Below are 25,193 nucleotides of genomic sequence, written 5' to 3'. Positions count from 1 at the left end.
TCATCCTTGCATCTTCAGCCTTTATCAGACGGTATCCATTGCCTCAAACTCGAACTTGATTTCTTTCCACAGTTCGCAAGCGACAGCCAATTCAGGAGACCACTTAGCAGCTTCACGGATAACGTCGTTACCTTCACGAGCCAAGTTACGACCTTCGTTACGTGCTTGGACGCAAGCTTCCAAAGCTACACGGTTAGCGGTTGCACCAGGAGCGTTACCCCAAGGGTGTCCGAGTGTACCACCACCGAATTGTAGTACGGAGTCATCACCGAAGATTTCTACCAACGCTGGCATATGCCATACGTGGATACCACCGGAAGCAACTGCCATTACACCAGGTAGAGAAGCCCAGTCTTGGGTAAAGTAAATACCGCGAGACTTGTCTTGCTCAACGTAGTTTTCACGTAGTAGGTCAACGAAGCCCATTGTGATACCGCGTTCACCTTCCAATTTACCTACTACGGTACCGGTGTGGATGTGGTCACCACCAGATAGACGTAGGGCTTTAGCCAATACACGGAAGTGGATACCGTGGTTCTTTTGACGGTCGATTACTGCGTGCATCGCGCGGTGGATGTGCAGTAGAACGCCGTTGTCACGACACCAACGAGCCAAGGTGGTGTTAGCTGTGAAACCTGCGGTCAGGTAGTCGTGCATGATGATGGGCTGTTTGAGTTCTTTAGCGTACTCAGCCCGTTTTAGCATTTCTTCACAGGTAGGAGCGGTCACGTTTAGGTAGTGACCTTTGATTTCGCCTGTTTCTGCTTGTGCTTTGGTGATAGCATCAGCTACAAACAAGAAGCGATCGCGCCATCTTTGGAATGGTGCGGAGTTAATGTTTTCGTCGTCTTTGGTGAAGTCCAAACCACCGCGCAAACACTCGTATACAGCGCGTCCGTAGTTCTTAGCAGACAGACCTAATTTTGGTTTGATGGTACAACCCAACAGAGGACGACCATATTTGTTTAATTTGTCACGCTCAACTTGGATACCGTGAGGAGGGCCTTGGAAGGTCTTGATGTAAGCAACAGGAAAGCGAATGTCTTCCAAACGCAATGCGCGTAATGCTTTAAAACCAAATACGTTACCTACAATTGAGGTCAAAACGTTGGTGATGGAGCCTTCTTCAAACAGATCCAAAGGATAAGCGATGTAGGCAATGAATTGGTTGTCTTCGCCGGGAACTGGTTCGATATCGTAGCAACGACCTTTGTAACGATCTAGATCGGTTAACAGGTCTGTCCATACGGTCGTCCAAGTACCAGTAGAAGACTCAGCCGCTACAGCCGCAGCCGCTTCCTCAAAGGGAACTCCGGGCTGGGGTGTAACACGGAACGCCGCCAGAATATCTGTATCTTTAGGTGTGTAATCAGGTGTGTAATAAGTTAGTCTGTAATCTTGAACCCCGGCTTTATACCCAGATTTTGTCTGAGTCTTCGTTTGAGCGTAAGACATATCTATCCTTCCAAGATGTCACTCTTTTTACTTATCAAATCACGTTTTGGTACAATTTCCTCTCACAATTGCCCTACCTCCCTATCAGCCAGGAGAAAAACAGGAATAATCTTTTGGTAGAGGTCAGCGACCTTTCTGCAACTAACACTTAGCTTTAGTGGTAATCCTCTTCACCAGTGTCTTGCTCATCTAGGAGTGCATAAGTTAACGCTTTTACTTTTTCCTCTTGCCATAGTTAAAAAATTCTTTTTTATCTGTTCTTCTCACCCACTAAATTGCTTTTATCCCTTCACGACCTTCGCGGTTTACGGAAAGTATGAGATGATTCCCCTATATTTCGGGGTATTTAATGAATTGGGTTAGTTTTCACACATTCCCGCTTCTGCACTCTTGCCGACCTCCTTTATTGACAGGAGACGAGCTAAGAGCCAATTTACTTGACGGATATTTAGTAGAGTAATCAGCGCAAGATGAAAAAATTGCACACCACGTAATTTGTAACTTGTCTCACAATATATCAAGAAATGGCATAAGTTATTCTTTGAAAGTTCTTAACTTACATATTTAAATTTGTTATTACATAAAGTTTTAAACGTTTTGTTAACAATCAGTTACAAAATGTATCAATGACTGTATAGGAGTCAGTTGTCAGTTGCCAATAGTCATTGGTCAATAGTCCATAGTCATTCTTCTTTACTTCCCCTGCCTCCTCTACTTATCCTCTGCCCCCTGCCTTTTCCCAATCCCCAATCCCCATATGTTTAAAAAATCCCAACTAAGGGAAGACTGAGATTAACCTTTGGTCAGTTTCGCTAATGGCTGGAGGTGCTGTCTCTAAAGGAAATGTCATCGTGGGATTATTTCGCAAACGTACTAGTTTACTGATTACTTCTATATTGTTGGGGTTGATAGGTCTGCCGAGTCTGGGCGTTTTAGATATAGGCAATTTGGCGAGGGCAGAAAAAGCTGCCACTAATGCACCATCACCAACAACCCCTGATATTAAACCATCCGAATTAAAGCCAGCTTATCCTGCATCTGCACCACCCCCAAGGGTAGACCCCTTGCCTGATGAACGAGATATGCAGGAACGTGTAGTCGAAATTGATTATCGCGTGAGTAATTTACTAGGAGATTTCGCCGGTAATCTCTGGGTAGGTTCTTGGCGGGGATTATCGCGGATTGACCCGAAAACAGGTAAGATTTTAGCCCGTGTTAGTTTACCCAATGTTGCCATTGGTGCTTTAGCTCAAGATAAAGTCGGTCGGTTATGGGTGGGAACTTATGAAGGACTCAAGAGAGTAGAACCCCGCACTAATGAAATTTCAGCGCAGAATTTGTTTTTGCCTTCCAAGCGGGTGCTATCACTGTTAACTGATAAGCGGGGTTATCTATGGGTGGGAACTGACAATGGTTTAGCCTTAGTTAGTCCTGACCAAGGTTTAATTATGACGACCGTCAAAAATTTGCCTGGTGTGAGTGGCAACACCTTAACTTTAGATGCTGATGGTCAACTTTGGACTGGAACTCTGGATGGAGTCGTGAGAATTAATACAGCCAGTGCTTTAATTATGAAGCGAATCAACGATTTACCTGGTACCACAGTACAAGCCTTAGCCATTAGTCCCGAAGGTTTAATTTGGGCAGGAATGCCGAATAATTTGCTGGTAATTAACCCAAAAACTGGAGTAGTGTTGCGGTCTGTGACTCGCTTGCGGGGTAGAAACGTGACAGCAGTGCGCTTTGCTAAAGATGGTAGTGTTTGGGTAGGTACTCACAATGGTTTGCTACGATTAAATCCAAATACAGGTGCTGTACTAGATGAAGTTGCCGGACTTCCTTCTAGTCGAGTTTTGTCCCTTATGCCTGATGTCGCTAACAAATTATGGATTGGTACTAGCGAAGGTCTGGCTTGGCTAATGCCCAAAATGGACAAAGCGAAACCTCATCTGGCTTTTAGTCGCCTTGTGAAATGAGGGATTGGGGATGGGGGATGGGATATTGAGAAATAAAAATTAATAATGTTAATCTAACCCCTAACCCCCACTCCCTATAAAAAAATGCCAGTCACTACCCAGCAATTAATTCAGTGGAAACAACAAGGTCGTTCAATTGTGGCGTTGACCGCTTGGGATTATACGATCGCTCAAATTCTGGACGGTGCTGGTGTAGACTTAATCCTCGTGGGTGACTCGATGGCGGTAATGTTGGGCTATAAAACAACGCTGCCAATTACATTAGAGGAGATGCTACACCACGCTAAAGCAGTTTGCCGTGGTGTGCAACGGGCTTTAGTTGTGGTTGATCTACCATTTTTGACTTATCAAGAGAGTATCCCACAAGCAATTAACTCGGCTGGGCGCATATTAAAGGAAACAGGCGCTCAAGCAGTTAAGTTGGAAGGTGGCTATCCGGCAATGGTAGACACTATTAATCGTTTGGTACAAGCTGGTATACCAGTTATGGGTCATGTAGGTTTGACACCCCAATCAGTTCATCAATTGGGGTTACGTCAACAAGGTAAGACACAGGAAACAGCCCAAAGAATTTTAAACGAAGCGATCGCACTTGAACAAGCGGGTGTATTCTCCATAGTTTTAGAGCATATACCCGCAGATTTGGCAATGCAGATTACACAAAAAGTTAATATTCCCACGATTGGTATTGGTGCGGGTTCCCATTGCGACGGTCAAGTTTTAGTTACTTCTGATGTATTGGGTTTATCAGAAAGACAACCACCCTTCGCCAAGGTTTATACGAATTTGCGCGAGACAATTACCAAGGCTGTACAAGATTACGCTGCGGAAGTACGCGATCGCCAGTTCCCAGAATAGAGGACTAAGTGTAATGTTGAACTGATAAGTCTTTAAAGACTACAACCAGGGCCGATAAAAGTATCAGGAAAACTAATGAATTCTACATGATCTGGATTAGCTAAGAATTGCTTGGCTACCAGCAATCCTGCAATACTCCAAGTTTGATAAATTCTGGCTTCTTTACCGATGAGACGACCGTTGTTACCATCGTAGTATTCGGGAAATTTATCGTTACTTAAACGACCTTCAGCAATAGCGATCGCTTCATGGGCAAGTTCTACCTTACCTGTTTTCAGTGCCGCAGCCGTAAATAACCACAGCAAAACTGGCCAGTTTCCGCCATTGTGATAAGACCAAGGAATATTTTTGGGGTCACATCCCGTCACAATCTGCCACTCTAAACCTTGCAAAGCAGGATAGCAAATTTTCACCGGCATATATCCAATCAGGTCTTCCCAACGATGAGCAAATAAGTTCATGATGCGTTGAGATTCTTCCTCGCTGGCTAACCCTGCTAAAATTGCCATCAGGTTTCCCAAAGCAAAAAAGCGAAAATCCATCCTTCCCGGCCCCAAATTCCCTGCCAAGTATCCACCTTTTTCGGGTAGCCACTCAATCACCCAATCAGGAATTGATTGGGAGAAAATATTAAATTTGTTAGCGATTTCTTTGCCAAATTCATTACCCTTGTAACGATAAATCTCTCTTAATCGCTTCAGATCTACCCAGTAATAGTTACGGATATGATATTGCAAAGCACCTAAGCGCCCATGAACTTTATTGAGATACTGTTCACCATCACCATCTGGCAATAGTAATTCACGGGCTGCCCTAAGTGCAGCATAAAATAATACCTGAATTTCCAGGGGGTGTTCATATACTCCCATGCGGCGATCAATCATAAATGCGCCATCGGGAACCAACATGGTGGGGTACATGGAAAACCGATGTGCCAAGCACAGATCCAAAATTAACTTGATTCCTGCTTGAAATTTTGGCTCACGGGCCAAAGTCAAGTCACCTGTAGCCTTTTCATAAGCACGCAGCAGGAGAATCCACCACATACAAGAGTCAACTGGTGGAACACGGGCGATCGCTTTTTCACCAAAATCAGCAACTAGATATTCTTTACTACCATCGGATTCTACTTTAAAACTCGCAGGCATCAACCCTGCACCAGGTTGAAAGCAGTCCATCTCCTTTTCATGGCTTTGTAATGTCAGTGTTTCTATTAAGAAGTTACGAACAATATCTGTTTGCCCATCCATCAGAAACACAAAGGCAGAAGGGACAAAATCACGCAGGAAACACTGGTCATAATTGAGCGCAGCTAATTCTGGATCTTGAGCAGCTACAGTACCTATGGGGTTGCCCTCATAATAAATAATGGAACTTTCTAGAAGTTTCCAACTTTCTGTTTCTCGAAGAGACTTCTGATTAATTGGAGGGGTTTTCATAGTTAATATAATTCCACTACTAATCTTTGTGGGATCTGATAATTTTTAATTGGTAATGGAAAAATTAAAAATATATTGAATAATGATATTGCGGCATTTCTAGACAATTATGATGGCGATCGCGTTCTGCCTAGCGTAGCTGATGGTCATCGCTTAATTAATCCCTGTAATTAAGGCGTTCTTTCCTCTTTACCCTATCATAGAATTTTTGATTATTAAGTCGTCGGGAGTTAGTGCTGAGTCGAGTAGAGAGTAGAAAGCAGGAGAAAAGAAGAAATATTTCTGTATATTTTTACCTTCTTCTCCCCCGCCTCCTTACTGGCGTAAATTAGCTGGGACTTGCTCTGGAACAACCCAATAGTAGATAGTTCTGCCATCTACTTGTAATGTCTTTTCTGGCTTCCATTCACCCATATCAAAAGCGTGAGAGACAATGCGAGTACCAGGTTTCAGTTGTTGAAGGAGGATAGGACGCAATTTGAGATTAATATCGGGCAGAAGATAGAGGGTAACTACGGTAGCTTCACTAAAATCAGTCTTAAACAAATCTTGCTGAACAAATTTTACGCGATCGCTGACTCCTGCCTTCTGAGCATTTTCGTTAGCTTCTTGAATACGTTCGGGATTAATATCTATACCGATACCCCGTGTCCCAAATTTTTGGGCGGCTGTATTGACAATGCGTCCGTCACCACTGCCTAAGTCGTAAAGTACATCATTTTTGCCCACCTGCGCTACTTGCAACATTGCATCTACCACAGGCTGTGGTGTCGGCACATAAGGCACATCCGCAGGGCGTTCTTGCGGTTGAGTTGTTGGAGCTTGTGCTTGAGTTTCAGTTTGACCTGTTAAAGTAGGTGCATTACTTTCTGTCTGTGCTTCCAAATTGGTTTGTTGTGGTGTGCAGCCAGCTAATCCCAGGCTCACAACACTAACACCTGTAACAATAGATAGTAAAATCTTTTGCAACTTCATGATTATTCTCCTAGTTAATTTTGAATTTCTAAGCCTTACCTTGGCGGTAGCGATTCCAGAACAATAACGGGACACCTGCTATCACCACCAAAACACCGACAACAGCGCCCACGTTTGTATAAACTACGCTGGAGTATAGTAAGTAGCCACAAACAGCACAAAAGAGTAATGGGGTAATAGGATAAAAAGGCACACGAAACGGACGCGGTATGTGTGGTTCTTTCTGGCGCAATATTAATAGTGATATGCCAGAAAGTAGAAAGAAGAACCAAAACACGGGTGCGGTGTAATCCACCATTGTTTCAAATCCCTTGCGGGTGAATGTGCCTAATACAACCAAGGCAAGAGCGATCGCACCTTGGACTAATAAGGCAGTCGCAGGAGTACTGGGGATTTGTCTCCAACTTCCCATGAAGCCAAACAGGTTAAAATCTTGCCCTAAGGCATAGTTAGTACGTGCGCCAGTAAAAATGGAGGCATTGATTGTCCCTAAAGCACAAATCGCAATCAAGAGGCTGATAAATACAACACCTGGCGTACCCCAGACAGCACGCATCAAGTCTGCGGCAACTGCTGATGAGTTTGCCATATTTGCTAATCCTAAGCCTCGCAAAAAAGCTAGGTTGATCAGCAGGTAAATTGCTGTGATAATACCAATACTCCACATGAGCGATCGCAAGATATTTCTTTGCCTGTTTTTTATCTCTGCCGAAATATACGCGGCTTCATTCCAACCACCGTATGACAGCAGTACAAACACCATTGCTAGTCCCCAACTACCTGAGGATGAAGGTTCCGGCGATACAGCACTATTAGCACTATTAGCAGTGCTAGCTAGTCCAAAAAGGACTACCAGCAATAAACCCAAGACTTGCGCCGCCGTCAGTAAATTTTGTGTCCATTTTCCCTGGTGTAAACCCAGTATGTTTAATATCGTTAATAAAGCAATTATCACTGCGGCATACATTGATGATGAAAATGTACCCAGCCGCCAAATCTCAGACGCATAATCACCAAAAACAAATGCCGCCAAGGCAATAGAACCAGTCTGAATCACTGTCAACCTTGCCCAGGCAAATAAAAAGGCAGTATTTTGGCCAAATGCTCGCTTTAGATAATAGTAGGCTCCACCAACATTAGGATAAGTTGTCGCCAACTCTGCGTAGCACAATGCACCAATAATAGAGACTATGCCACCAGCTAACCAAAACAACAGTACCGCAGTATCACTTCCAGCTTGACTAGCTACCAGCGCAGGGGTTTGAAAAATACCTACACCAATGACAATCCCGACAATTAGAGCAACTGCGTCTGATAGTGTTAATAATGGCTTGGGTGCATCTGCACCAGTCGTCTGTATTTGCTCTAGCGAACTGTAATCTGTATGTCTACTCACATTGCTTCCTCATAGTTGTTTGCACTGAATCAAAAGGAAAGTCAGGAGGCAGATGGGTATTAAACTCTTTAATTGGCCATGAATAATATTGCGTAGTTATTTATATGGGCATAAAAAAAATGACTGCTTTTGAGTCACTGATCCAGATTGTCATCAATAAATGTGAAGAAAAAGTGACAACTATGAGGTTTAACTGGTTCGCTGGCTTAAAGCAAGTGAAGGTGGGCAATGCTACAAATACTTATATTTTTCAAAAATCAAATCAAATTCTTATATTCGTAGGTAATGGGTAAGTACTTCTTTTCAATTACTAATTACCACATCTCAAGAATATATTCACATAACTAGCAAATTAGGTTATAAGAGTATTTTAACCTAGAAAAAAAAGATAGCAAATATTAAATTTATTGAAAAAAATCCGCATTAATCATGCCATCAATCAGAGCTTGTATGGCTCATCTGTTAAGCCTTACAACCCTAATTGAATATCATTTCAAATAAAACATTAAAAAAATATGAATTACATTTTTCCCTGAAAAAAAATGATATGTTGGATACAGAATTGAATTTCGCACGTATCTGGGGTAGTACAACGTAATCTACTCCAGTTTTTCCCTCCTAAATCCCTTGCAAATAATGACTTTCAGCAAGATTTCAGGAGGGAGTGAGTACAAAATTGTATAGTTAACAATTAGCCCAAACAGCCCTTGAACACTTGCTGTATTTGGGTTACAAATGAGTACAACAAGATCCTGAACCCCTTTCCATAAATACTCGTACCCCAACTAGAAAATACTAGAACCCCTACCTGGAAAAAATTTTACAAATTCTCACAACGTTCTCGAAATCATCATTTGAGATTTTGAGTACAACTTTAATAAATCCAATAAATTCTATTCCAGAGATACAAACTGTAATAGTCAAAGACGACTGCTATAAATCTTATATCGCCAATCACTTAACGCTTCTACATAAAACGCAAGCAAAAAGTGAGTGGAGGGATGAGATAGCACTATGCCATCTGGAAGAGAAGTCGCGGCTTTAAACACATTCTACCAAGACCCCAAGTTGACACACACCAGCCGAAACCAAGGACTTCATAGCCTGCCCTACTCAGCGAAGCCGCTACAGGCAATGTGGCAGACGCGACTTCAATTCTTAGGGCAAACACAATCAGCAACGGCATCTCCCACAGTGGCAGCTAGTCCACCGACATTTGCGAAATTCAATGACACCACCAGTTACAGGCTCTTCCGTTACTGAATCGACACCTACCAAAGCAAAATCAGGTGGTTGCGGATGCGACACCAGCACCACCGTGGAAATGGACGAAAAGCTCCAAGAACGTATTGCTAAACATCCCTGCTACAGCGAAGAGGCTCACCACCATTACGCGAGAATGCACGTTGCTGTTGCACCTGCCTGCAACATTCAATGCAACTATTGCAACCGAAAATATGATTGTGCTAACGAAAGCCGTCCTGGCGTAGTTAGTGAATTACTCACACCAGAAGAAGCAGCACACAAAGTCTTAGTAATTGCAGGCAAAATTCCCCAAATGACAGTTTTGGGAATTGCTGGCCCTGGCGATCCTCTGGCGAACCCAGAAAAGACCTTCCGCACCTTTGAGTTGATTGCAGACAAAGCGCCAGATATTAAGCTGTGTCTATCAACTAATGGTTTGATGCTGCCGGAATATGTCGATCGCATTAAACAACTAAATATTGACCACGTTACTATTACCCTAAATACTATTGACCCAGAAATCGGCGCACAGATTTATTCTTGGGTTCACTACAAGCGCAGACGTTATAGAGGTGCGGAAGGCGCGAGAATTCTGCTAGAGAAGCAGATGGAAGGCTTACAAGCTCTCAGAGAAGCTGATATCTTGTGTAAAGTTAATTCCGTGATGATTCCGGGCATTAACGATCAACATCTGGTTGAAGTCAACAAGATGATTCGTGAACAAGGTGCATTCCTGCACAACATCATGCCTTTGATTTCTGCACCAGAACACGGTACACACTTCGGCTTAACTGGTCAACGCGGGCCTTCACAAAAAGAACTGAAGTCAGTGCAAGACCAATGTTCTGGCAACATGAAAATGATGCGCCATTGCCGCCAGTGCCGTGCTGACGCTGTAGGCTTGTTAGGAGAAGACCGCAGCCAGGAATTTACCAAAGATAAATTCCTCGAAATGGCTCCAGAATATGACTTCGACAAACGTCAAGAAGTCCACGAAGGTATTGAGAAATTTAGAGTAGAACTAAAAGTAGCCAAAGAAAAAGTACTAGCTGGTAAAGAAAAAACAGCTAACAATCCTAAAATCTTAGTTGCAATAGCAACCAAAGGCGGCGGATTAGTTAACCAACACTTCGGCCATGCCAAGGAATTTCAGGTTTACGAAGTAGACGGTAGTGAAGTTAGCTTCGTCAGTCACCGCAAGGTTGATCATTATTGTCAAGGTGGATACGGCGAAGAAGCCACATTTGACAATATTGTTAAAACTATCGCAGATTGTAAAGCAGTTTTGGTTTCCAAGATTGGCGAATCTCCCAAAGAAAAACTGCTCCAAGCTGGTATACAGACTGTTGAAGCTTACGACGTGATTGAGAAGGTTGCTTTAGAGTTTTACGAGCAATGGAATAAGGGCTAGGGAGTAGGGACTGGTGAGCCAGCGCGGTCTTGGGGGTTTCCCCCATAAGCGACTGGCGAACCCCGAAGGGGGGACTAGGCAAATTACCCAATCCCCAATCCCCGATACCTAATCCCCAATCTCCAATCCCCAATCAACAAGGAGAATAATCATGGCTTACACTATCACCAGCCAATGTATTTCCTGCAAGCTCTGTTCGTCTGTATGCCCCACTGGTGCAATTAAAATCGCTGAAAACGGACAGCACTGGATTGACTCCGAACTGTGTACAAATTGCGTTGATACCGTCTACACAGTCCCACAATGTAAAGCTGGTTGTCCTACTTGCGATGGTTGCGTTAAAGTACCTAGCGATTATTGGGAAGGCTGGTTTGCTAACTACAACCGAGTTATAGCGAAATTGACAAAAAAACAAGACTATTGGGAACGTTGGTTTAATTGTTATTCAGAGAAGTTTACACTATCAAATAATTAAAAAGGCTGATTCTGCAACGTTTAATGAATATCTGCGTCAAAGGGCGTACACATTATTGATGGTGGAATTTTTCACGAATCGTTGCACCTGCTTTAACCAAAAAATTCCTTAACTGAACGGTATTGGGTTTTAACAGTCAACGTTGGCATATTTAGATCATTAGCGAGGTAGCAGCTATTTTATCAGTGCTATCCACTGATATTTGAAACTCATCCTTAATGTGCAGAGAGATGAAAGCGATCGCCGTTCTGCAATTATGAGAGTATCGTACTGTCAATCAAGAGGATGTAAAAGAAGCGCGTTCTTTGAGAAAAATTGTGTCAACAAGCCATCAGGATTTGTGGCTTATATTTTAAGCTAATGAATTTATAATCAAATCAAAATATTTTAAGGTAGTAGATAAAAAATTAACTTATTTACCTAGCAAGATAGAAGAAATATTTTCTGTTTTATGTTTTATTGGGAAATCAGCTTATTAATCAGTAATTTGTGCAGACATTGAGCATTATTAACTAGCGAATCTTTACCAGTCCGTAAAATTGCTGCTGCCGGTACCGTGGAAATGGCACGTCCAGGGGGAGATGAGTTGCCCTTTGTATATTCTGGAACCTTAGTAGGTCAAGGACAGGGAATTGCTCAAGTCCAAGCTGTGGGCGTTCAAACGGAGATGGGCAAGATTGGTAAGGCTTTGCAAAAAGTCAAGCCAGAACAGACTCCCCTACAACAGGAAATGACTCGGTTGGTGAGTCGCTTATTTGGCATCGCTTTATTGTTGTGTGTAGCGATCGCTCTCGTCATCTTTGTGGTTGCACTATATCGCAGACAAGGCGAACTTGATGCCCGTGCTTTAACTTTTACGACGTTAATTTTAGCGAATTTAGGACTAATTCTGAGCGAAAGTTCTTCATCTCGCCTCAGCCTCAAAATACGGAAATCCCCCAATAATGCCCTTTGGTGGGTGATTGGTGGAGGACTGGCTTTTCTCGCACTCGTGCTTTATGTCCCATTTTTGCGTCAATTGTTTAGCTTCTCCTTCTTACACCCCATCGACCTGGCAATTTGTTTGGGCGGTGGGGCGATCGCTCTGCTTTGGTTTGAACAGTTAAAGTTTCTCAATCGACCCCAACGAATTATTCAATCCAAATCAAGAAAACCTATCCCAGAAAATCTTTGATTTACATCTGCATTCAATAGAACTCTTTAATCTGTAGCGTGAATAATACTTACGCTGCAACATTCTTCATCATTTGGCTCAAAATCTTCTGCACAATTTGCACCCCTGTCACAGCTTGCCAGCCAAACAATCCCAGCAGAATAAGATTCAGCGAAACGTGGATGCTACGAACCCAGTCATGCTTCTGCATAAAGGGAACTAACGCCGCAGAAGTAGAAATCAATCCCACCATCCCTAAGCCAGCAAATAGATGAGGGCCAATCACGATTTTGCCATTGTTAAAGTAGGTTACCATTATCCCCCCGATCGCACCCATTACCATCAACCCCAGGAGGATAGAACCAATTTGGTGATGGCGGATGGCAAACCGACCCTTCACCAATTCTTTTTTGATATCTCCGTTAGCCAGCCTCGTCCGTCGGACTTGCACACCCAGGTACATCGCATAGAGCGCAACGACCAGCAAGATCCACATAGTAATAGGGTGAAAAAAGCTGAGATAGGGCTTGAGCGCCGCTAAGGTTTCTGAACTCATAATAAGTATTTCCAAAATTAGCTATGGAGAATTAATCACAAAAAAGTATGACATTCTGTTGTTTGAAATCATGTTCTAATACTGGATAAATTGTATGAATTGTCCTAGAAACATATAATTCTTGATATTAAAAATTCCTAGTAGTTTAGGAGTTATAATGAAAGAGAAAACAAGGAAAAATTGCCATCCCTTGAGGTTGCTTCTTGCATAATTGCACCAAGGGTTTTCTAGGGGTTTTGCAGCCCATTCAAGATTTTTATAAGGGTTTTGTAGCCTATTCAATATTGGAGATTACAGTTATGAAAACGAATGTTGGTTCGTTAGATCGCCTGATCCGTCTGTTGTTGGCTTCAGCGTTGTTTTATCTAGGACTTTTCCCGTACTACAGTACCGGATTGGGTATTGGTCTTGTCGTTGCAGGTAGCGTATTGCTGGTGACAGCTTTAGTAGGATTTTGCGGTCTTTATAGCCTCCTGGGAATTCATACCAGCCAGATCAATGATCAACTTTAAGGACTTTCAAAAAATAAATTATCCATCTTCTGGGGTATCCTACCCGCCCTGAATCTGGGATAGGTGTTCGCGTAGTGGCACGTAGTGAGGACACCCATCCCACAAGAGAATTTGGGATATTTTTTATTTTTCAGTCTCTTAAAGGGATTCACTCATCAATTTTTAAGGAGACCCATAATGGACAATAGTATTCCAATCGAAAGTCCATCCCTATCAAGACGGCAACTACTTAACTTTATTACCGGAGCAACTGTTGCTGTCACTGCGGGTGCTGCGCTCTATCCTGCTGGCAAATTCTTGATTGCTCCAGCAGAAAAAACAGGAGCGGGAGGTGCTATTCTGGCTAAGGATATTCTAGGGAAACAAATCCCCGCCTCGCAAATTCTGGCTGAACCGCCCCAAACCCGCGCCCTGGTTGCCGGTTTGGCAGGAGAACCCACCTATCTGATTGTCAAAGAAGATCACACCCTGGATCGTATTGGGCTTGTAGATAACTGCACTCACCTTGGTTGTACCTTCCCCTGGAATCCCTTGGATCAGCAGTTTCAATGTCCCTGTCATGGTTCTCGCTATGCCCCAGATGGGTCGGTGGTGCGTGGACCGGCTCCTCTACCGCTCAAAATTGTCCAGGTTGCAGTGATTGATAACAGCATTTTAATCTCGCCGTGGACGGAAACTGATCCCCGTACTGGAAAGAAACCCTGGTGGGTCTAAGGATGAAGTGATATGGAACCGATTCGGATTTTTTACTTCCTGGTTTCTGGTTATGGCTTGCGGCTCCAGCATTTCTGATGATTATTGCTAGTTACTTGGCTTATAAAAAACGCAAGAATCGCCTCGTATTAAGCCAGAAGCTTTCTAGAAAGCTGTTGCATGAAAAGTGAACGACTAAGGATTTATATAGCAGGCAAAACAATGAGATCGAAGCCATACGGTTTGATTGTGTGTTTAACAACTTTGAGCCTGTTAACAGGCTGCTATCTCAATTTGGGTGGGCTGAGAGGCTCTGGAATAGTTAAGACCGAATCTAGAGAAGTGGGTGGATTCTCATCCATTTCTAGTAAATCCGTAGGTAAAGTCAGGATACAGCAGACGGGAAAAGAGTCCCTAAAGATCACCGCCGACGACAACATCCTACCGTTGCTAGAAAGTCGTGTAGCTGACAAGGTTCTGTATCTCACCATCGCAAAAGATACAAATATGAATCCCACCAACCCCATTGAGTTTGTTGTGGAGGTGAAAAGCCTAGAGAGGTTGAATATAGATGGTGTCGGTAGTGTTGAGATAAACGATATCCAAGGTAAACAGTTGTCGATTTCCCTTGATGGGGTGGGTAGCATGACGATCGCCGGCAGTGTCGATGTGCTTGAACTCGATCTTTCCGGGGTTGGAAGTTTCCAAGGTGAAAATTTCCAGACTAAGCAGGCGACGGTTCGCAATAGCGGCGTGGGGAGTGCTGTGGTTAATGTCACTCAGCAGTTAGATGCGACTGTATCCGGCGTGGGTTCAATAGAGTATATTGGCTCTCCTCAAGTTCGGGAATCTGGGCGGGGCGTGGGGTCAATCAAGAAACGTTAGCGAAGCGATCGCTTGGATTCAGTAGAGAGAAAATTGAATTAGAGAATACAAAAAAGGAGTTATATCATGAATGCCATCAAGATTGAAATTTTGGGTACAGGCTGTAAAAAATGCCAACAGCTAGAAGCAAATGCGAAAGAAGCTGTAACTAATCTCAATTTAATTGCTGAAGTTTCACATATTACCGACCCAATCGAAATTGCTAAACGAGGTGTGATGTCTACTCCCGCTATGGCAATCAATGGCAAAGTTGTCAGCAAAGGTCAAGTAATCAGTACCGAACAAATTCAGCCCCTATTGCAGCGTTAAAGAGGCAAATTCATGTTCGATCCGTTTTATCCGTTTGATTGGTTGGCAACCCAGATTGTCACTCAAATCTTGGGCTTGTCGATTTCATCGCATTTAGGATCGAGTCTGCACTTCTTTCTTTATGATGTGCCAAAAGTCTTAACATTACTGATTGTAATTAGCTTTATTGTTGGGACATTTCAAAGCTTTTTAGAACCAGAGCGCGTTCGCTCTTTGCTAGAAGGAAAGCGTACTTTTGCCGGAAATATTTTGGCAGCAATGGTAGGAATCGTCACACCATTCTGTTCTTGCTCTGCGGTTCCTTTGTTTATCGGCTTTTTGGAAGCAGGTGTACCTTTAGGCGTGACTTTTTCGTATCTGATGGCAGCACCAATGGTAAATGAGGTTGCTGTTATCCTTTTATGGGGATTGTTTGGGTTAAAGGTGACACTGATCTACATCGGCTTTGGCGTGGGTTTAGCGATCGCCTCTGGATACATTATTGGACTCCTGAAATTAGAAAAATGGGTAGAACCATTTGTTTGGGAATTGCAAAAATCTCGTCAAGCAATACCTCTAGAAGGGGAAGACAACCTAGAACCAGTGGCGTTAACCTGGGGACAAAGATTTGAGCAAGGAAGATTCCAATCTAGTGAAATTGTGCGATCGGTGTGGCTTTATGTGGTGGGTGGAATTGCGATCGGTGCAGGGATTCATGGTTATGTGCCGACAGATTTTATTGTTAAATATGCAGGTGCGAATAATCCTTTTGCAGTGCCGATCGCGGTAATTTTGGGTGTTCCACTCTATGCGAATATTGCGGGTGTAATGCCGATTACTGAAGCTTTAGTAAATAAAGGAATGCCTATGGGTACAGTTTTAGCTTTCACTATGGCAGTAACAGCACTATCTCTTCCTGAAATAGTGATTCTCAAAAAAGTGCTACGACCACAACTGTTAGCTGTATTTGTCGGGTTAATGACCGTTGGCATTATCAGCATCGGCTACATATTCAACACCATAATTAATTGACTTGCTACTTTACAATTGCAAAATTATATGATATGTAAAAAACTAATTCAGACCATATTGCTGGGATTTGCTATGTGTTTTTACCTCTTGCTTGGTGCTGGGCTAAACCCAACTCTAGCAGCAACTCTCACACAAGTTGAATCAATCTCTCAACCCAGGATGCAAACTCTATCTGAACCCCGTAATCTGGAATCGGGAGTTGATAGTTTTCTCACTTCGATTCCCGCAGGTTATTACACGATCGCCACTGTCGAAGAGTTAAAAAGCCTGTTAAAGAAGTCTCAGCCCATGTTAGTAGATGTGCGAGAAGCCTCTGAGTATCGGGCTGGACATATACCTAACGCAATTAATATTCCCCTAAGAACCCTGTCGCAAAATCTGAATCAAATTCCCCGCACTCGCCCCGTGGTGCTGTACTGTTCCTCTGGTTATCGATCAGCAATGGGGGTAATGACACTACACCTATTAGGCTATGAGAATGTGCAAGGTTTCCCACCTAGCTTTGCGGGCTGGAAAAACGCAAAAGAAGCGATGACCTACGGTCGGTCGAAGACCATCGCCTCCTGACTAAAACTAATTACCCTGCAAAATCCTCCGAGAGAACAATGCTGGTGTTAGAAATGTTGGGCGATCGCTCTTTCAACAATCACGCCATCTTGCATTTGAATCACCCGCTTTGTCTGATCTGCTACGGTTGCATCATGGGTGACAATTGCGATCGTAGTTCCCTGTTGATTTAATTCCGTCAGCAGATTCATAATCTCGTGAGAAGTTTTGGAATCTAAAGCCCCCGTTGGTTCATCTGCTAACACTAAAGCCGGATGATTCACCAATGCCCGTGCGATCGCTACTCGCTGTTGCTGTCCTCCTGAAAGTTGGCTAGGGCGATTTGTTAAGCGATCGCCTAATCCGATATTTTCGAGGGCGGCGATCGCAGATTTCAGGCGTTGCGAACGAGGGACATCTGCATAAATCATCGGCAGCATAACATTTTCTAGTGCTGTTAATCGGGGCAACAAATTGAATTGTTGAAACACAAAGCCAATATACTGATTGCGGATATCTGCAAGTTCATCATCATCTAGCGTCGTCAACTCTCTACCGTCCAAGATATACTGTCCACTCGTAGGACGATCCAGACAACCAATAATGTTCATCAGTGTTGATTTCCCTGAACCTGAAGCCCCCATAATCGCCACATATTCCCCATCTTCAATTGATAAATTAATTTCCTTGAGAACGGGTACATCCAATTCTCCTAAGTGATAGGTTTTGGTAATGCCTTCCATCGAGATCATAGTTGCCATAGCGATCACTCATTGTGTAGTGCTGAAATTGGATCTAATTTGGCAGCATTCCGCGCTGGGATACCGCCAGCCAGAACGCCAACTACTAATGAAAGGCTAAATCCTGTCCCAATCGACCACAACGGCACAATAAACGGAAATTTGAACACAGTTGCGGCAGCAAAGGCGAACCCGATACCCAATCCCACACCAATCACACCGCCAACCGTGGAGATAACGATCGCCTCCGTCAAAAACTGGCTCAAAATATCTGTGCCGGTTGCGCCCACAGCTTTACGAATGCCGATTTCTCGCGTTCGTTCCATCACTGAAACTAGCATGATGTTGGCAATGCCAATACCGCCCACAACTAGGGAAATCCCGGCGATCGCACCGATCATCAAGGTAAATGACCCCATCACATTGCTGAAAGTGCTGATAATATCAACTAAATTGATAATCCGAAAATCATCGACATCTGACGGATGAATGCCATGCCGTAGACGCAGAATATTTGTCACCTGAAATTGAGCCGAGTTCAGTTGATCGCCATCGCTTGCTTCTACCCAGAATCCATTAATTGCTACACCCGTCAAGGCGTTATTGCCCACAATTTGGGCAGACATATTGGTAAGGGGGATATAAATCAGATCGTCTAGATCCTGTCCACCCGACGTTCCTTTTGATTCCGCCACCCCAACGACAGTGTATCGTTTGCCCCGAATCCGCAAATCAGTTCCAATCACAGTTTCGTCTGCGTTGAATAATTCATCTCGCACCTTAGAACCGAGAAACGCCACAGGTCGCCCAGCATCTAAATCCCCTTGATTAAAAAATAGTCCCACTTGGGGATGAATATTTTTCATCGTTGGATAGTTCAAATCCGTGCCTAAAAGGGTCGTGGCGATGTTGGTATTGCCCCTGACGACCTGAATTGAACCACGTTGTAAGAATGCCGAAACCGATTTAGCGGCTGGGACTTGTTTGGCGATCGCCTGGGCATCTTCCCAGGTTAGTGTACTGGCTGAACCTGCGCCTTGGCTGATACCGCCTGTTCTGGCTGCCCCTGCGGAAACCAACATCACATTTGTTCCCAAGGCTTGGATTTGTAACTCTGTTGACTTTTGTACGCCCTGTCCCACAGAGGTAATCGTAATCACCGAGGAGATGCCAATAATCACCCCCAACATAGTCAAACCTGTCCGCAGTTTATTACCCCACAGTGTTTCGACTGACATGATCAAAACTTCACTGAAAGATACCTTACGCTTTCCCGAACGGCGCGGACGAGTTTTTGTCTGTAAATTAGTAAGTTTTTTCATGAAGGTCTGCCATTAGCTGTAGAAACCTTACGAGTTCCAGGTGGAAAGCTGAGTAAAACGTTTTCGTTTCCAGTTAAGCCAGATTTGACCTCGGTTTTGTCATTTACTGTTGTCCCTACGACAATCGGCACAAAGACCGAATCGCCTTGATCCTTGGCGACAAACACACCCTGAGCATTGTTTTGTTGCACGATCGCCCCAGTCGGCACTACTATGACATTTTTTAACTCTCCAGCTTTAAAGTCCACAGTCACATTCATTCCTGATCGCAATAAGCCTTGGGGATCTGGCACTGATGTCTTCACTTCAAAGCTGGTCACGTTCTGCACAACACTTGACTGGGTGGCAATTTGCGTCACCTCTCCGGTAAAGGTTTTCCCTGTATAAGCATCTGCCTGAATTGTTGCAACTATACCCATACGAATTTGGGCAATGTTCGCTTCTGCCACATCGGCAACAATCTGGTTCGTGGATGCAAGAGCCAAGATGGAAGAAGATGAAGCAGAGGAAACGGCACTACCTGCTGTGGTGGGTGTAACGAAAGAGCCAGGATCGGCAAATTTCCGGGCAACAATCCCACTAAAGGGGGCGCGGATCACCATATCGTTGAGGTTTGCTTGAATAATTTGCACTGCCCCCTGAGCCGATGCCACTTGAGCGCGGGCTTGCTGAATATCTTCCGGTCGTGACCCCGCTTGAGAGAGCGATAGAGCTTCCTGTTTCTGCTTTACCACTGCCCTAGCTTGAGTAATATCTTCTGGACGAGTCCCCGATCGCACTAATGAAGTAGCTTGTTCTGCTTGCTTGACTTGAGTCTGGGCGCGATCGCGGCTAGTGCCGAAGGTATTTAGACTTTGGAGGGCGATCGCACCTGAGCTATAAAGTTTTTGGTTTCTTTGCAGATCATCTTCAGCTTGACGCAGAGCATATTGAGCATCTTTCAACTGAGCTTGGGCTTGGGCAACTTCCTGGAGTCGATTTCCATTCAGCAATTTTTGGAGATTTGCCTCTTGTTCAGCCAGTTGTGCCTGTGCTGTGGCAATATCTTCAGCACGATTCCCATTTACTAGTTTCTGCACATTTGCTTGAGCCGCAGCGAGATTACCCTGAGCCTGATGTAATTGCCCCTGAAGATTTGAGTCATCCATGTAAGCAAGTATTTGCCCTTGTTGCACAGAATCACCTTCTTTCACCAGCAGTTGCTTGAGAATCCCTGACGTTTTAGGACTCACATTTACTGATCGTTCGGGTTGCACCGTCCCATTTGCAGAAACCGTGATTGGCAGATTGCTCCGCTTGACTAAAGCCGTTTGCACCTTATTCTTTGCCTGTTGTTGAGGCACTACAACCAGTTGGTGATAAGCAAGATAGCTAATACCAATCATAGGTATCAATATCAGTAACCCAAGTAGCCATTTATTTGCTTTTAGCTTACTCAGTCCATTCGGCTTTAGTTCCTTTGGTTTTACCTCTTTAGGTTTTATCTCTTTAGGTATTAGGGAGATGCTCATAGGTAATACCTCTAATTTATAAAATGCAAAAGTGCGGCAAGCATATAAAACTGTCTATATAATTTTATGATTTGGGAAAATTATCAGTAAAAAATTAAAGTATGAATACTCTTACAATATAACAAAGTGATGTTTGATTTCTAGGGTTATTTGGTTGATTTAAAAAAGCTCACCTTTTCATCTTAGGTATGAGAATAAATCAAGCGATTACTAGAATTAAATCAACAATATACTAGTTTTTTCACCATATTGTCTCAGTTTTACTTGGAGATTTTTTAACCTTTACCTTGTTGTAATAGTCCCACAAGTCTTGTCAAAAGAAGCAAAGAGTAACTCATCACCATATAAAATATTTTTAAGAACGATTTAAATAATGTTTGAATTGTATAACTTATACTAAAACATTCAAAAGGCAGAGGTTATATTTTTCAAAATTTGTAAATATTAAATGTGTGGTAAAACTCAAGCATAGCTGTTAATTTTAAGCTTGACGATCATAGAGCCAGATTTCAGAAAATAAACATACTAGAGTAATTATCATGAGTACTGCAATTGATAACTTCACTAAAAACCTGCATGACAATCTAGAAGCAGTTGAAGAACGGGTAAAATCGCTGAAGGCAAGTATTCAATCTGCGCCGAAAAAAACTCAAGTTGAAATTGAATCCCAACTTGAAGAAGCGAAAATAAAGCTGGATGCTAAAAAACAAGAATTCGACGATTACCGAGCAAAGCTGAAAACTCAATTTGAAGAAAAAGAATCTGAGGTGAAGTCCCATGTCGAGGAATGGAAAACGAGCCGCAAAGTAAAGAAGCTTGAACATCGGGCAGATAAAGCTGAAAACCATGCAGCTACGGCAACCTTTTTAGCGATCGCCACCATTGAAGAGGCTGAAAAAGCCACCTTAGAAGCGATCGCTGCCAGACTAGATGCTGAAGCTGCTGCGGTAACTACGAAAAAGTAAAACCAAGCTTGTTTGAGAACTATTTGACATACATACAAGAGCTAAACTCATGACATATACACATAGCGTTGTTGCCCATTTCCCTTCTCATGCAGAAGCAGAAAGGGTTGTATTGGAGCTACAAAAGTCAGGCTTCGATATGCAAAAGCTCTCAATCATTGGTAAAGACTACCAAACCACAGAAAATGTGCGGGGATTTCTCACCTGGAAAGATACAGCTAAAGCAGGGGCCGCAGGTGGTGGTTATTGGGGTAGCTTCGTCGGCGGTTTATTTGGCATTTTAGCAGGGGCTGGAGTGGTATTTATTCCCGGAGTCGCGCCGATCATCATTGCTGGCCCCATTGTAGGAGTATTAGCAGGTTGGTTGGAAGGAACCCTTGTTGGTGGCGCTGGTGCTGCTGCTGTTGGCGGACTAGCTGGTGCGTTAGGAGGGTTAGGAATACCGAAGCACGAGATACTCAGGTACGAGACTAAAATCCAAGCAGGCGAGTTCATCATCCTGGTGACAGGTAACAAAGATGATGTTAGTCAGGCGAAGCAAATGCTAGGCAAAATCAGTCATGAAATCAGCTTGTCTGTCCCTGTTTAAGGCTTTGAACTATTAATCTGCCAACATTAGACATCTGGTGAAAAAAATGTAGAGATGTAGCATTGTTACATCTCTACAAAGGTTATGGATAAGGAAATTATTTGATGACAACCACAAAAAATCATAGCCACTATTTTCAAAATATTAGCCATCTGCACAGCATACTTGCACCTATTATGTTGTTACCTTTATTGCTGACAACAATTACAGGAACTATTTTTCAGATTGTTGATTTAGCAGGTAAAAAAGATGGGTTTTACTGGTTATTAGATTGGCACAAGGGACATTTTGGCGCACTTAATCTAGAAGTCATTTATCCGTTCCTAAATGCTCTCGGCTTGTTCATCTTGCTTTTTACAGGAATTTCTATGTGGTTTAATATGCAGCATAGTTCTAAAAAGGGTTAGCTGGATAAAGTGAAAACCTAGAGAAATAAATGACTAATAAAAGGTGAAGAAGGCAGAGGGCAGGAATCAGAATTCCCTTCTGCCTTTCTTGCTAATGCAAGGGAATTTCTCCATCCGCAGGCATTCCCGGTTTTGCTAGTCTTTCTCGTTGTTCCAAGCTCAGTTTCACACCAAATACCTGTTGCACGCGATCGCTTTGAAAATAAACGTTCTCTGGGGTAAAGGAGGCTTGAGAATCTATAGCGGTAACAGTTGCTTTAAAAGACTTTTGGTGTTTGGGATCGTTATCTAAATAAACATTGGCAAGTTGTCCGACGCGAACTTGAGCAATTTGCCCACCGGGAATAAAGCCCCGCAGATAAACTTGACTCAAGTCTACAACTCTCAGCAAGGGGCGCGATGGTAAAACCACTGTACCAGGTTCAACGCTGCGTGTCGTAACAACGCCATCAATCGGGCTTTTCACAGTCAGATTGTTTAACCGACTCTGAATCAATTGTTGATTTGCTTGGGCAGTTTTCACATCAGCTTGGGCGGCTGCTATTGTGTTGCGTGCCTGTTGTGCTTGTGTCTCGAATCGACTGACATTAGTTTGTTGTCGCCTTGGATTCAGGGTTGTGGTTTGTGCTTGCGTCAATTTTCCCTGAGCAATATTAACGGCTGTTTGTGCCGCTTCCACAGCAGCTAAACGGCTTTGCAAAGCAGCTTTGGCAGTATTGTAAAAAGTTTGCGCCACATCATAGCGTTGTTTGGTTTCTGCTCCTTCAATTGCCAGATGGGCATAGCGATCGCTATCTACCCGCGCCTGTTCAACTAATGCCCGCGCTTCTAAAACTCGTGCTTGTTCTTGTTTCACAACAGCCTTTGCAGTTGAGACAAGGGCTTGACCTTCCGCAACTTTACCTTGGGTGTCACCCTGGGATTGCTGTAAATTCAGATTAGCATCTGCGAGTTGATCTGCGAGAATAGAGATTTGTAACCGGGCGTAAGCTTCTCGTTGTTTTGCTGCATTTACCTGGGCTGTGGCTGCGCTCAGTTCAGATTGTACTTCTTCATCACTAAGACGCACTAATAATTGTCCTTTTTTGACTGTATCTCCTTCCCGCACAGTAACTTCTTCAACTCGACCAATGCCTTTGGTGCTGACATCGGTTTCATAGCCTTCAATCCGTCCATTGAATTGAATCATCTTTGCAGGTTGGGGACGAAAAAACCCATACCAGACTCCAAAGCCGACAGATGCGATCGCCACAGTTCCGCCCAAAATCCACAACCAGCGTCGGGGTTTTTTCGGAGTGGGAATTTTTAGATCGTCAGGCTTTTGAGGCGTTGTAACAGATTTTTGAGGGATTGTAATAGGTTTTGAAGAATCAACTGTATGTGACATAAAATACACCCTGAGTTAACTTAATTGACTACGGTAGCGATTTGCACTCACCAGAACTGTCACGGTTGCAAATACAATCATGGCGATCGCATTTAAACCCCAAACTTCCAAACCTGCACCTTTAAGAAGAATGCTGCGGAGAATGATCAAATAATGATAAAGCGGATTAATTTGGGCAATCCAGCGAAATACAAGCGGCATACTATTCACCGCCGTCACCGCACCGCCTAATAAAATAATGGGAATATTGAGAAATATCCCAATCAAAATTGTTTGCAATTTGTTCTCAGAAAATGTGGAAATTGCCAGTCCAATGGCAACACCAATCTGAATGTAGAGAATGGAAAATAGCAGTAATAAAAATAAATTTCCGCGAAAAGGTAAGGCAAAAACCCAGTGAGCAACGAGGAAACAAATCAGCAACGTGCCTGTGAGTAAAGCAGATATCGGCACAATTTTAGAAATCAAAATATAAGTTGATGCAACTGGAGTCATCAACAACTGTTCTAGTGTTCCTTGATCCTTTTCTCGAACCGCTTCCACAGCCGCAGCCAGAATGGCACTCAAGGTGATGATTGCGCCCAGAACGCCAGGAACAAAGAACCAACTATCAAGCATTCCGGGATTGTAGCGCAACGTCATTTCAGTTTGAACGGGGACTTCTAACCCAGTTGACACAGGTTGATAGCGTTGGAGTAAATCTAAGTTAAATCGAGTTGTAATTTGGCTGACATAGCCTTTTGCAAGTCCAGAACTGTAGGCGTTAATTCCATCAACCACAACCTGAACTTCTGATTTTCCAGTTTGCAGCAAATCCCGATCAAAACTAGGTGGAATGATTAATCCAGCATCGACTTCTCCCCGCTCAACTTGTTGGGTGAGAGTTTGTTGACTGTTGGTGTGGCGAGTCGCAAGAAACACATGATTTGCAGTAAACGCATCTACAAAATCTCGGCTGATTGTTACTTGATTTTGATCCAAAATACTCAGCCGTAAGTTTGTCACATTGGAATTCATCACATAGCCAAAAATCACCATTGAAATAATTGGGGCGATTGTGAGAAAAATAACCAGTTGGCGATTACGCAATAGTTCAGTACTTTCTTTGATTAACAAAGCCAATAGGCGGCGATTTATCATCATTGATTTTTTAATACCAAATAGAATCAAATATCAAGAATAATTAAACGCAGATAGGCGCAGATAAACACAGATAAAGATGAATTAATCAAGGTATTTCAGGATAATATGCAACTTTACATAAAATTTGTAAAAATAGGGCTTTTCGATTTAGATTTAATAATTTATGCCCCGCTTTATTTACCTGTTTTTATTTTTTATTAGAACTTTGCTAAAAATGTGATCTCTCTAATTTTA

24 protein-coding genes and 1 pseudogene are annotated in these 25,193 nt (G+C 43.2%); 15 read left to right on the top strand and 10 right to left on the bottom strand.

Annotated features, from left to right (window positions below; translation table 11 throughout):
• Nucleotides 1-24: 24 nt before the first annotated feature.
• Nucleotides 25-1,455: a form I ribulose bisphosphate carboxylase large subunit gene (locus tag ACN222_RS07560; RefSeq protein ID WP_010995693.1), complete on the bottom strand. Its 1,431-nt coding sequence runs from the start codon at nucleotides 1,453-1,455 to the stop codon at nucleotides 25-27.
• A gap of 815 nt (nucleotides 1,456-2,270) precedes the next feature.
• Here ACN222_RS07560 and ACN222_RS07555 point away from each other — a divergent pair.
• Together ACN222_RS07555 and panB are read left to right on the top strand one after the other, a co-directional pair.
• On the top strand, nucleotides 2,271-3,431 hold the full coding sequence (locus tag ACN222_RS07555) for a ligand-binding sensor domain-containing protein (protein WP_010995692.1): 1,161 nt from the start codon (nucleotides 2,271-2,273) through the stop codon (nucleotides 3,429-3,431).
• Between the two features lie 84 nt (nucleotides 3,432-3,515).
• Nucleotides 3,516-4,289 carry a 3-methyl-2-oxobutanoate hydroxymethyltransferase gene (gene panB, locus ACN222_RS07550; RefSeq protein ID WP_010995691.1) on the top strand — a complete coding sequence of 258 codons (774 nt, stop codon included), beginning with the start codon at nucleotides 3,516-3,518 and terminating at the stop codon, nucleotides 4,287-4,289.
• 32 nt (nucleotides 4,290-4,321) lie between these two features.
• On the opposite strand, the gene ACN222_RS07545 is transcribed toward panB, so the two are convergent.
• The 3 genes from ACN222_RS07545 to ACN222_RS07535 form a co-directional block, all read right to left on the bottom strand.
• Nucleotides 4,322-5,728, bottom strand: a complete 1,407-nt coding sequence (locus ACN222_RS07545) for a glycoside hydrolase 100 family protein (protein WP_010995690.1) — start codon at nucleotides 5,726-5,728, stop codon at nucleotides 4,322-4,324.
• A 315-nt stretch (nucleotides 5,729-6,043) separates the two neighbouring features.
• Nucleotides 6,044-6,703: a methyltransferase domain-containing protein gene (locus ACN222_RS07540; RefSeq protein WP_010995689.1), complete on the bottom strand. Its 660-nt coding sequence runs from the start codon at nucleotides 6,701-6,703 to the stop codon at nucleotides 6,044-6,046.
• Between the two features lie 28 nt (nucleotides 6,704-6,731).
• Entirely contained in the window at nucleotides 6,732-8,099 is a 1,368-nt protein-coding gene (locus ACN222_RS07535) for an APC family permease (RefSeq protein ID WP_010995688.1), read from the bottom strand.
• A gap of 1,014 nt (nucleotides 8,100-9,113) precedes the next feature.
• Between ACN222_RS07535 and ACN222_RS07530 the strand changes: the two genes are divergently transcribed.
• The 4 genes and pseudogenes from ACN222_RS07530 to ACN222_RS07515 all read left to right on the top strand — a co-directional run.
• Nucleotides 9,114-9,362: a hypothetical protein gene (locus tag ACN222_RS07530; RefSeq protein ID WP_126987380.1), complete on the top strand. Its 249-nt coding sequence runs from the start codon at nucleotides 9,114-9,116 to the stop codon at nucleotides 9,360-9,362.
• A complete protein-coding gene (nifB, locus tag ACN222_RS07525; protein ID WP_010995686.1) occupies nucleotides 9,328-10,755 on the top strand; it encodes a nitrogenase cofactor biosynthesis protein NifB in 1,428 nt (475 codons plus the stop codon). Before ACN222_RS07530 ends, nifB begins: the two co-directional genes overlap by 35 nt.
• A gap of 151 nt (nucleotides 10,756-10,906) precedes the next feature.
• Complete coding sequence (locus tag ACN222_RS07520) at nucleotides 10,907-11,230, top strand: DUF362 domain-containing protein (protein WP_044520976.1); 324 nt, start codon at nucleotides 10,907-10,909, stop codon at nucleotides 11,228-11,230.
• Nucleotides 11,231-11,744: 514 nt separating this feature from the next.
• Nucleotides 11,745-12,404 (top strand): annotated as a pseudogene (locus ACN222_RS07515) (cation transporting ATPase C-terminal domain-containing protein); the annotation flags it as partial.
• Between the two features lie 49 nt (nucleotides 12,405-12,453).
• On the opposite strand, the gene ACN222_RS07510 reads toward ACN222_RS07515, so the two are convergent.
• Nucleotides 12,454-12,939: a DUF4079 domain-containing protein gene (locus tag ACN222_RS07510; RefSeq protein ID WP_010995684.1), complete on the bottom strand. Its 486-nt coding sequence runs from the start codon at nucleotides 12,937-12,939 to the stop codon at nucleotides 12,454-12,456.
• 299 nt (nucleotides 12,940-13,238) lie between these two features.
• On the opposite strand from ACN222_RS07510, the gene ACN222_RS07505 reads away from it, so the two are divergent.
• The 6 genes from ACN222_RS07505 to ACN222_RS07480 all read left to right on the top strand — a co-directional run bounded on the left by ACN222_RS07505 (nucleotide 13,239) and on the right by ACN222_RS07480 (nucleotide 16,916).
• On the top strand, nucleotides 13,239-13,451 hold the full coding sequence (locus tag ACN222_RS07505) for a YgaP family membrane protein (protein ID WP_010995683.1): 213 nt from the start codon (nucleotides 13,239-13,241) through the stop codon (nucleotides 13,449-13,451).
• 177 nt (nucleotides 13,452-13,628) lie between these two features.
• Nucleotides 13,629-14,165, top strand: coding sequence for a cytochrome b6-f complex iron-sulfur subunit (gene petC, locus ACN222_RS07500; RefSeq protein ID WP_010995682.1), 537 nt, complete (start codon nucleotides 13,629-13,631; stop codon nucleotides 14,163-14,165).
• A gap of 201 nt (nucleotides 14,166-14,366) precedes the next feature.
• Nucleotides 14,367-15,029, top strand: coding sequence for a GIN domain-containing protein (locus ACN222_RS07495; RefSeq protein ID WP_044522840.1), 663 nt, complete (start codon nucleotides 14,367-14,369; stop codon nucleotides 15,027-15,029).
• Between the two features lie 66 nt (nucleotides 15,030-15,095).
• Entirely contained in the window at nucleotides 15,096-15,338 is a 243-nt protein-coding gene (locus ACN222_RS07490) for a thioredoxin family protein (RefSeq protein ID WP_010995680.1), read from the top strand.
• Between the two features lie 12 nt (nucleotides 15,339-15,350).
• Nucleotides 15,351-16,349, top strand: coding sequence for a permease (locus ACN222_RS07485; RefSeq protein WP_010995679.1), 999 nt, complete (start codon nucleotides 15,351-15,353; stop codon nucleotides 16,347-16,349).
• A gap of 72 nt (nucleotides 16,350-16,421) precedes the next feature.
• Nucleotides 16,422-16,916, top strand: a complete 495-nt coding sequence (locus ACN222_RS07480) for a rhodanese-like domain-containing protein (protein WP_126987386.1) — start codon at nucleotides 16,422-16,424, stop codon at nucleotides 16,914-16,916.
• A 47-nt stretch (nucleotides 16,917-16,963) separates the two neighbouring features.
• Here ACN222_RS07480 and ACN222_RS07475 read toward each other — a convergent pair whose 3' ends face one another.
• Genes ACN222_RS07475 through ACN222_RS07465 form a run of 3 tightly spaced genes read right to left on the bottom strand, consistent with a single transcriptional unit; the run spans nucleotide 16,964 to nucleotide 20,468 of the window.
• Nucleotides 16,964-17,656, bottom strand: coding sequence for an ABC transporter ATP-binding protein (locus ACN222_RS07475; RefSeq protein WP_272867758.1), 693 nt, complete (start codon nucleotides 17,654-17,656; stop codon nucleotides 16,964-16,966).
• Between the two features lie 5 nt (nucleotides 17,657-17,661).
• Nucleotides 17,662-18,957 carry an ABC transporter permease gene (locus tag ACN222_RS07470; protein ID WP_010995676.1) on the bottom strand — a complete coding sequence of 432 codons (1,296 nt, stop codon included), beginning with the start codon at nucleotides 18,955-18,957 and terminating at the stop codon, nucleotides 17,662-17,664.
• A complete protein-coding gene (locus ACN222_RS07465) occupies nucleotides 18,954-20,468 on the bottom strand; it encodes an efflux RND transporter periplasmic adaptor subunit (RefSeq protein WP_010995675.1) in 1,515 nt (504 codons plus the stop codon). The genes ACN222_RS07470 and ACN222_RS07465 overlap by 4 nt, the downstream gene beginning before the upstream one ends.
• A gap of 539 nt (nucleotides 20,469-21,007) precedes the next feature.
• Here ACN222_RS07465 and ACN222_RS07460 point away from each other — a divergent pair.
• The 3 genes from ACN222_RS07460 (at nucleotide 21,008) to ACN222_RS07450 (ending at nucleotide 22,429) form a co-directional block, all read left to right on the top strand.
• Complete coding sequence (locus ACN222_RS07460) at nucleotides 21,008-21,433, top strand: hypothetical protein (RefSeq protein WP_010995674.1); 426 nt, start codon at nucleotides 21,008-21,010, stop codon at nucleotides 21,431-21,433.
• A 49-nt stretch (nucleotides 21,434-21,482) separates the two neighbouring features.
• Nucleotides 21,483-22,022 carry a general stress protein gene (locus ACN222_RS07455; protein WP_010995673.1) on the top strand — a complete coding sequence of 180 codons (540 nt, stop codon included), beginning with the start codon at nucleotides 21,483-21,485 and terminating at the stop codon, nucleotides 22,020-22,022.
• Nucleotides 22,023-22,126: 104 nt separating this feature from the next.
• Nucleotides 22,127-22,429, top strand: coding sequence for a hypothetical protein (locus ACN222_RS07450; RefSeq protein WP_044520972.1), 303 nt, complete (start codon nucleotides 22,127-22,129; stop codon nucleotides 22,427-22,429).
• Nucleotides 22,430-22,520: 91 nt separating this feature from the next.
• Here the strand turns inward: ACN222_RS07450 and ACN222_RS07445 are convergent, their stop codons facing one another.
• A complete protein-coding gene (locus ACN222_RS07445; protein ID WP_044520970.1) occupies nucleotides 22,521-23,816 on the bottom strand; it encodes an HlyD family secretion protein in 1,296 nt (431 codons plus the stop codon).
• 15 nt (nucleotides 23,817-23,831) lie between these two features.
• The gene (locus ACN222_RS07440) at nucleotides 23,832-24,959 is read right to left on the bottom strand and encodes an ABC transporter permease (protein WP_010995670.1); all 1,128 of its coding nucleotides are present in this window, start codon (nucleotides 24,957-24,959) and stop codon (nucleotides 23,832-23,834) included.
• Between the last annotated feature and the right edge of the window lie 234 nt (nucleotides 24,960-25,193).

This window comes from Anabaena sp. FACHB-595, assembly GCF_048568275.1.
Taxonomy (GTDB): domain Bacteria; phylum Cyanobacteriota; class Cyanobacteriia; order Cyanobacteriales; family Nostocaceae; genus Trichormus.
This window is presented reverse-complemented; position numbering and strand designations above follow the sequence as displayed.

What these genes read in the sequence shown, in the direction of transcription:
- ACN222_RS07540 (WP_010995689.1), bottom strand. Translation starts at nt 6,703, where the DNA reads ATGAAGTTGCAAAAGATTTTACTATCTATTGTTACAGGTGTTAGTGTT.
- ACN222_RS07450 (WP_044520972.1), top strand. Translation starts at nt 22,127, where the DNA reads ATGACAACCACAAAAAATCATAGCCACTATTTTCAAAATATTAGCCAT.
- ACN222_RS07505 (WP_010995683.1), top strand. Translation starts at nt 13,239, where the DNA reads ATGAAAACGAATGTTGGTTCGTTAGATCGCCTGATCCGTCTGTTGTTG.
- ACN222_RS07545 (WP_010995690.1), bottom strand. Translation starts at nt 5,728, where the DNA reads ATGAAAACCCCTCCAATTAATCAGAAGTCTCTTCGAGAAACAGAAAGT.
- ACN222_RS07475 (WP_272867758.1), bottom strand. Translation starts at nt 17,656, where the DNA reads ATGGCAACTATGATCTCGATGGAAGGCATTACCAAAACCTATCACTTA.
- petC (WP_010995682.1), top strand. Translation starts at nt 13,629, where the DNA reads ATGGACAATAGTATTCCAATCGAAAGTCCATCCCTATCAAGACGGCAA.
- ACN222_RS07460 (WP_010995674.1), top strand. Translation starts at nt 21,008, where the DNA reads ATGAGTACTGCAATTGATAACTTCACTAAAAACCTGCATGACAATCTA.
- ACN222_RS07555 (WP_010995692.1), top strand. Translation starts at nt 2,271, where the DNA reads ATGGCTGGAGGTGCTGTCTCTAAAGGAAATGTCATCGTGGGATTATTT.
- ACN222_RS07445 (WP_044520970.1), bottom strand. Translation starts at nt 23,816, where the DNA reads ATGTCACATACAGTTGATTCTTCAAAACCTATTACAATCCCTCAAAAA.
- ACN222_RS07510 (WP_010995684.1), bottom strand. Translation starts at nt 12,939, where the DNA reads ATGAGTTCAGAAACCTTAGCGGCGCTCAAGCCCTATCTCAGCTTTTTT.
- ACN222_RS07480 (WP_126987386.1), top strand. Translation starts at nt 16,422, where the DNA reads ATGTGTTTTTACCTCTTGCTTGGTGCTGGGCTAAACCCAACTCTAGCA.
- ACN222_RS07470 (WP_010995676.1), bottom strand. Translation starts at nt 18,957, where the DNA reads ATGAAAAAACTTACTAATTTACAGACAAAAACTCGTCCGCGCCGTTCG.
- panB (WP_010995691.1), top strand. Translation starts at nt 3,516, where the DNA reads ATGCCAGTCACTACCCAGCAATTAATTCAGTGGAAACAACAAGGTCGT.
- ACN222_RS07530 (WP_126987380.1), top strand. Translation starts at nt 9,114, where the DNA reads ATGCCATCTGGAAGAGAAGTCGCGGCTTTAAACACATTCTACCAAGAC.
- ACN222_RS07495 (WP_044522840.1), top strand. Translation starts at nt 14,367, where the DNA reads ATGAGATCGAAGCCATACGGTTTGATTGTGTGTTTAACAACTTTGAGC.
- ACN222_RS07560 (WP_010995693.1), bottom strand. Translation starts at nt 1,455, where the DNA reads ATGTCTTACGCTCAAACGAAGACTCAGACAAAATCTGGGTATAAAGCC.
- nifB (WP_010995686.1), top strand. Translation starts at nt 9,328, where the DNA reads ATGACACCACCAGTTACAGGCTCTTCCGTTACTGAATCGACACCTACC.
- ACN222_RS07485 (WP_010995679.1), top strand. Translation starts at nt 15,351, where the DNA reads ATGTTCGATCCGTTTTATCCGTTTGATTGGTTGGCAACCCAGATTGTC.
- ACN222_RS07520 (WP_044520976.1), top strand. Translation starts at nt 10,907, where the DNA reads ATGGCTTACACTATCACCAGCCAATGTATTTCCTGCAAGCTCTGTTCG.
- ACN222_RS07440 (WP_010995670.1), bottom strand. Translation starts at nt 24,959, where the DNA reads ATGATGATAAATCGCCGCCTATTGGCTTTGTTAATCAAAGAAAGTACT.
- ACN222_RS07490 (WP_010995680.1), top strand. Translation starts at nt 15,096, where the DNA reads ATGAATGCCATCAAGATTGAAATTTTGGGTACAGGCTGTAAAAAATGC.
- ACN222_RS07465 (WP_010995675.1), bottom strand. Translation starts at nt 20,468, where the DNA reads ATGAGCATCTCCCTAATACCTAAAGAGATAAAACCTAAAGAGGTAAAA.
- ACN222_RS07455 (WP_010995673.1), top strand. Translation starts at nt 21,483, where the DNA reads ATGACATATACACATAGCGTTGTTGCCCATTTCCCTTCTCATGCAGAA.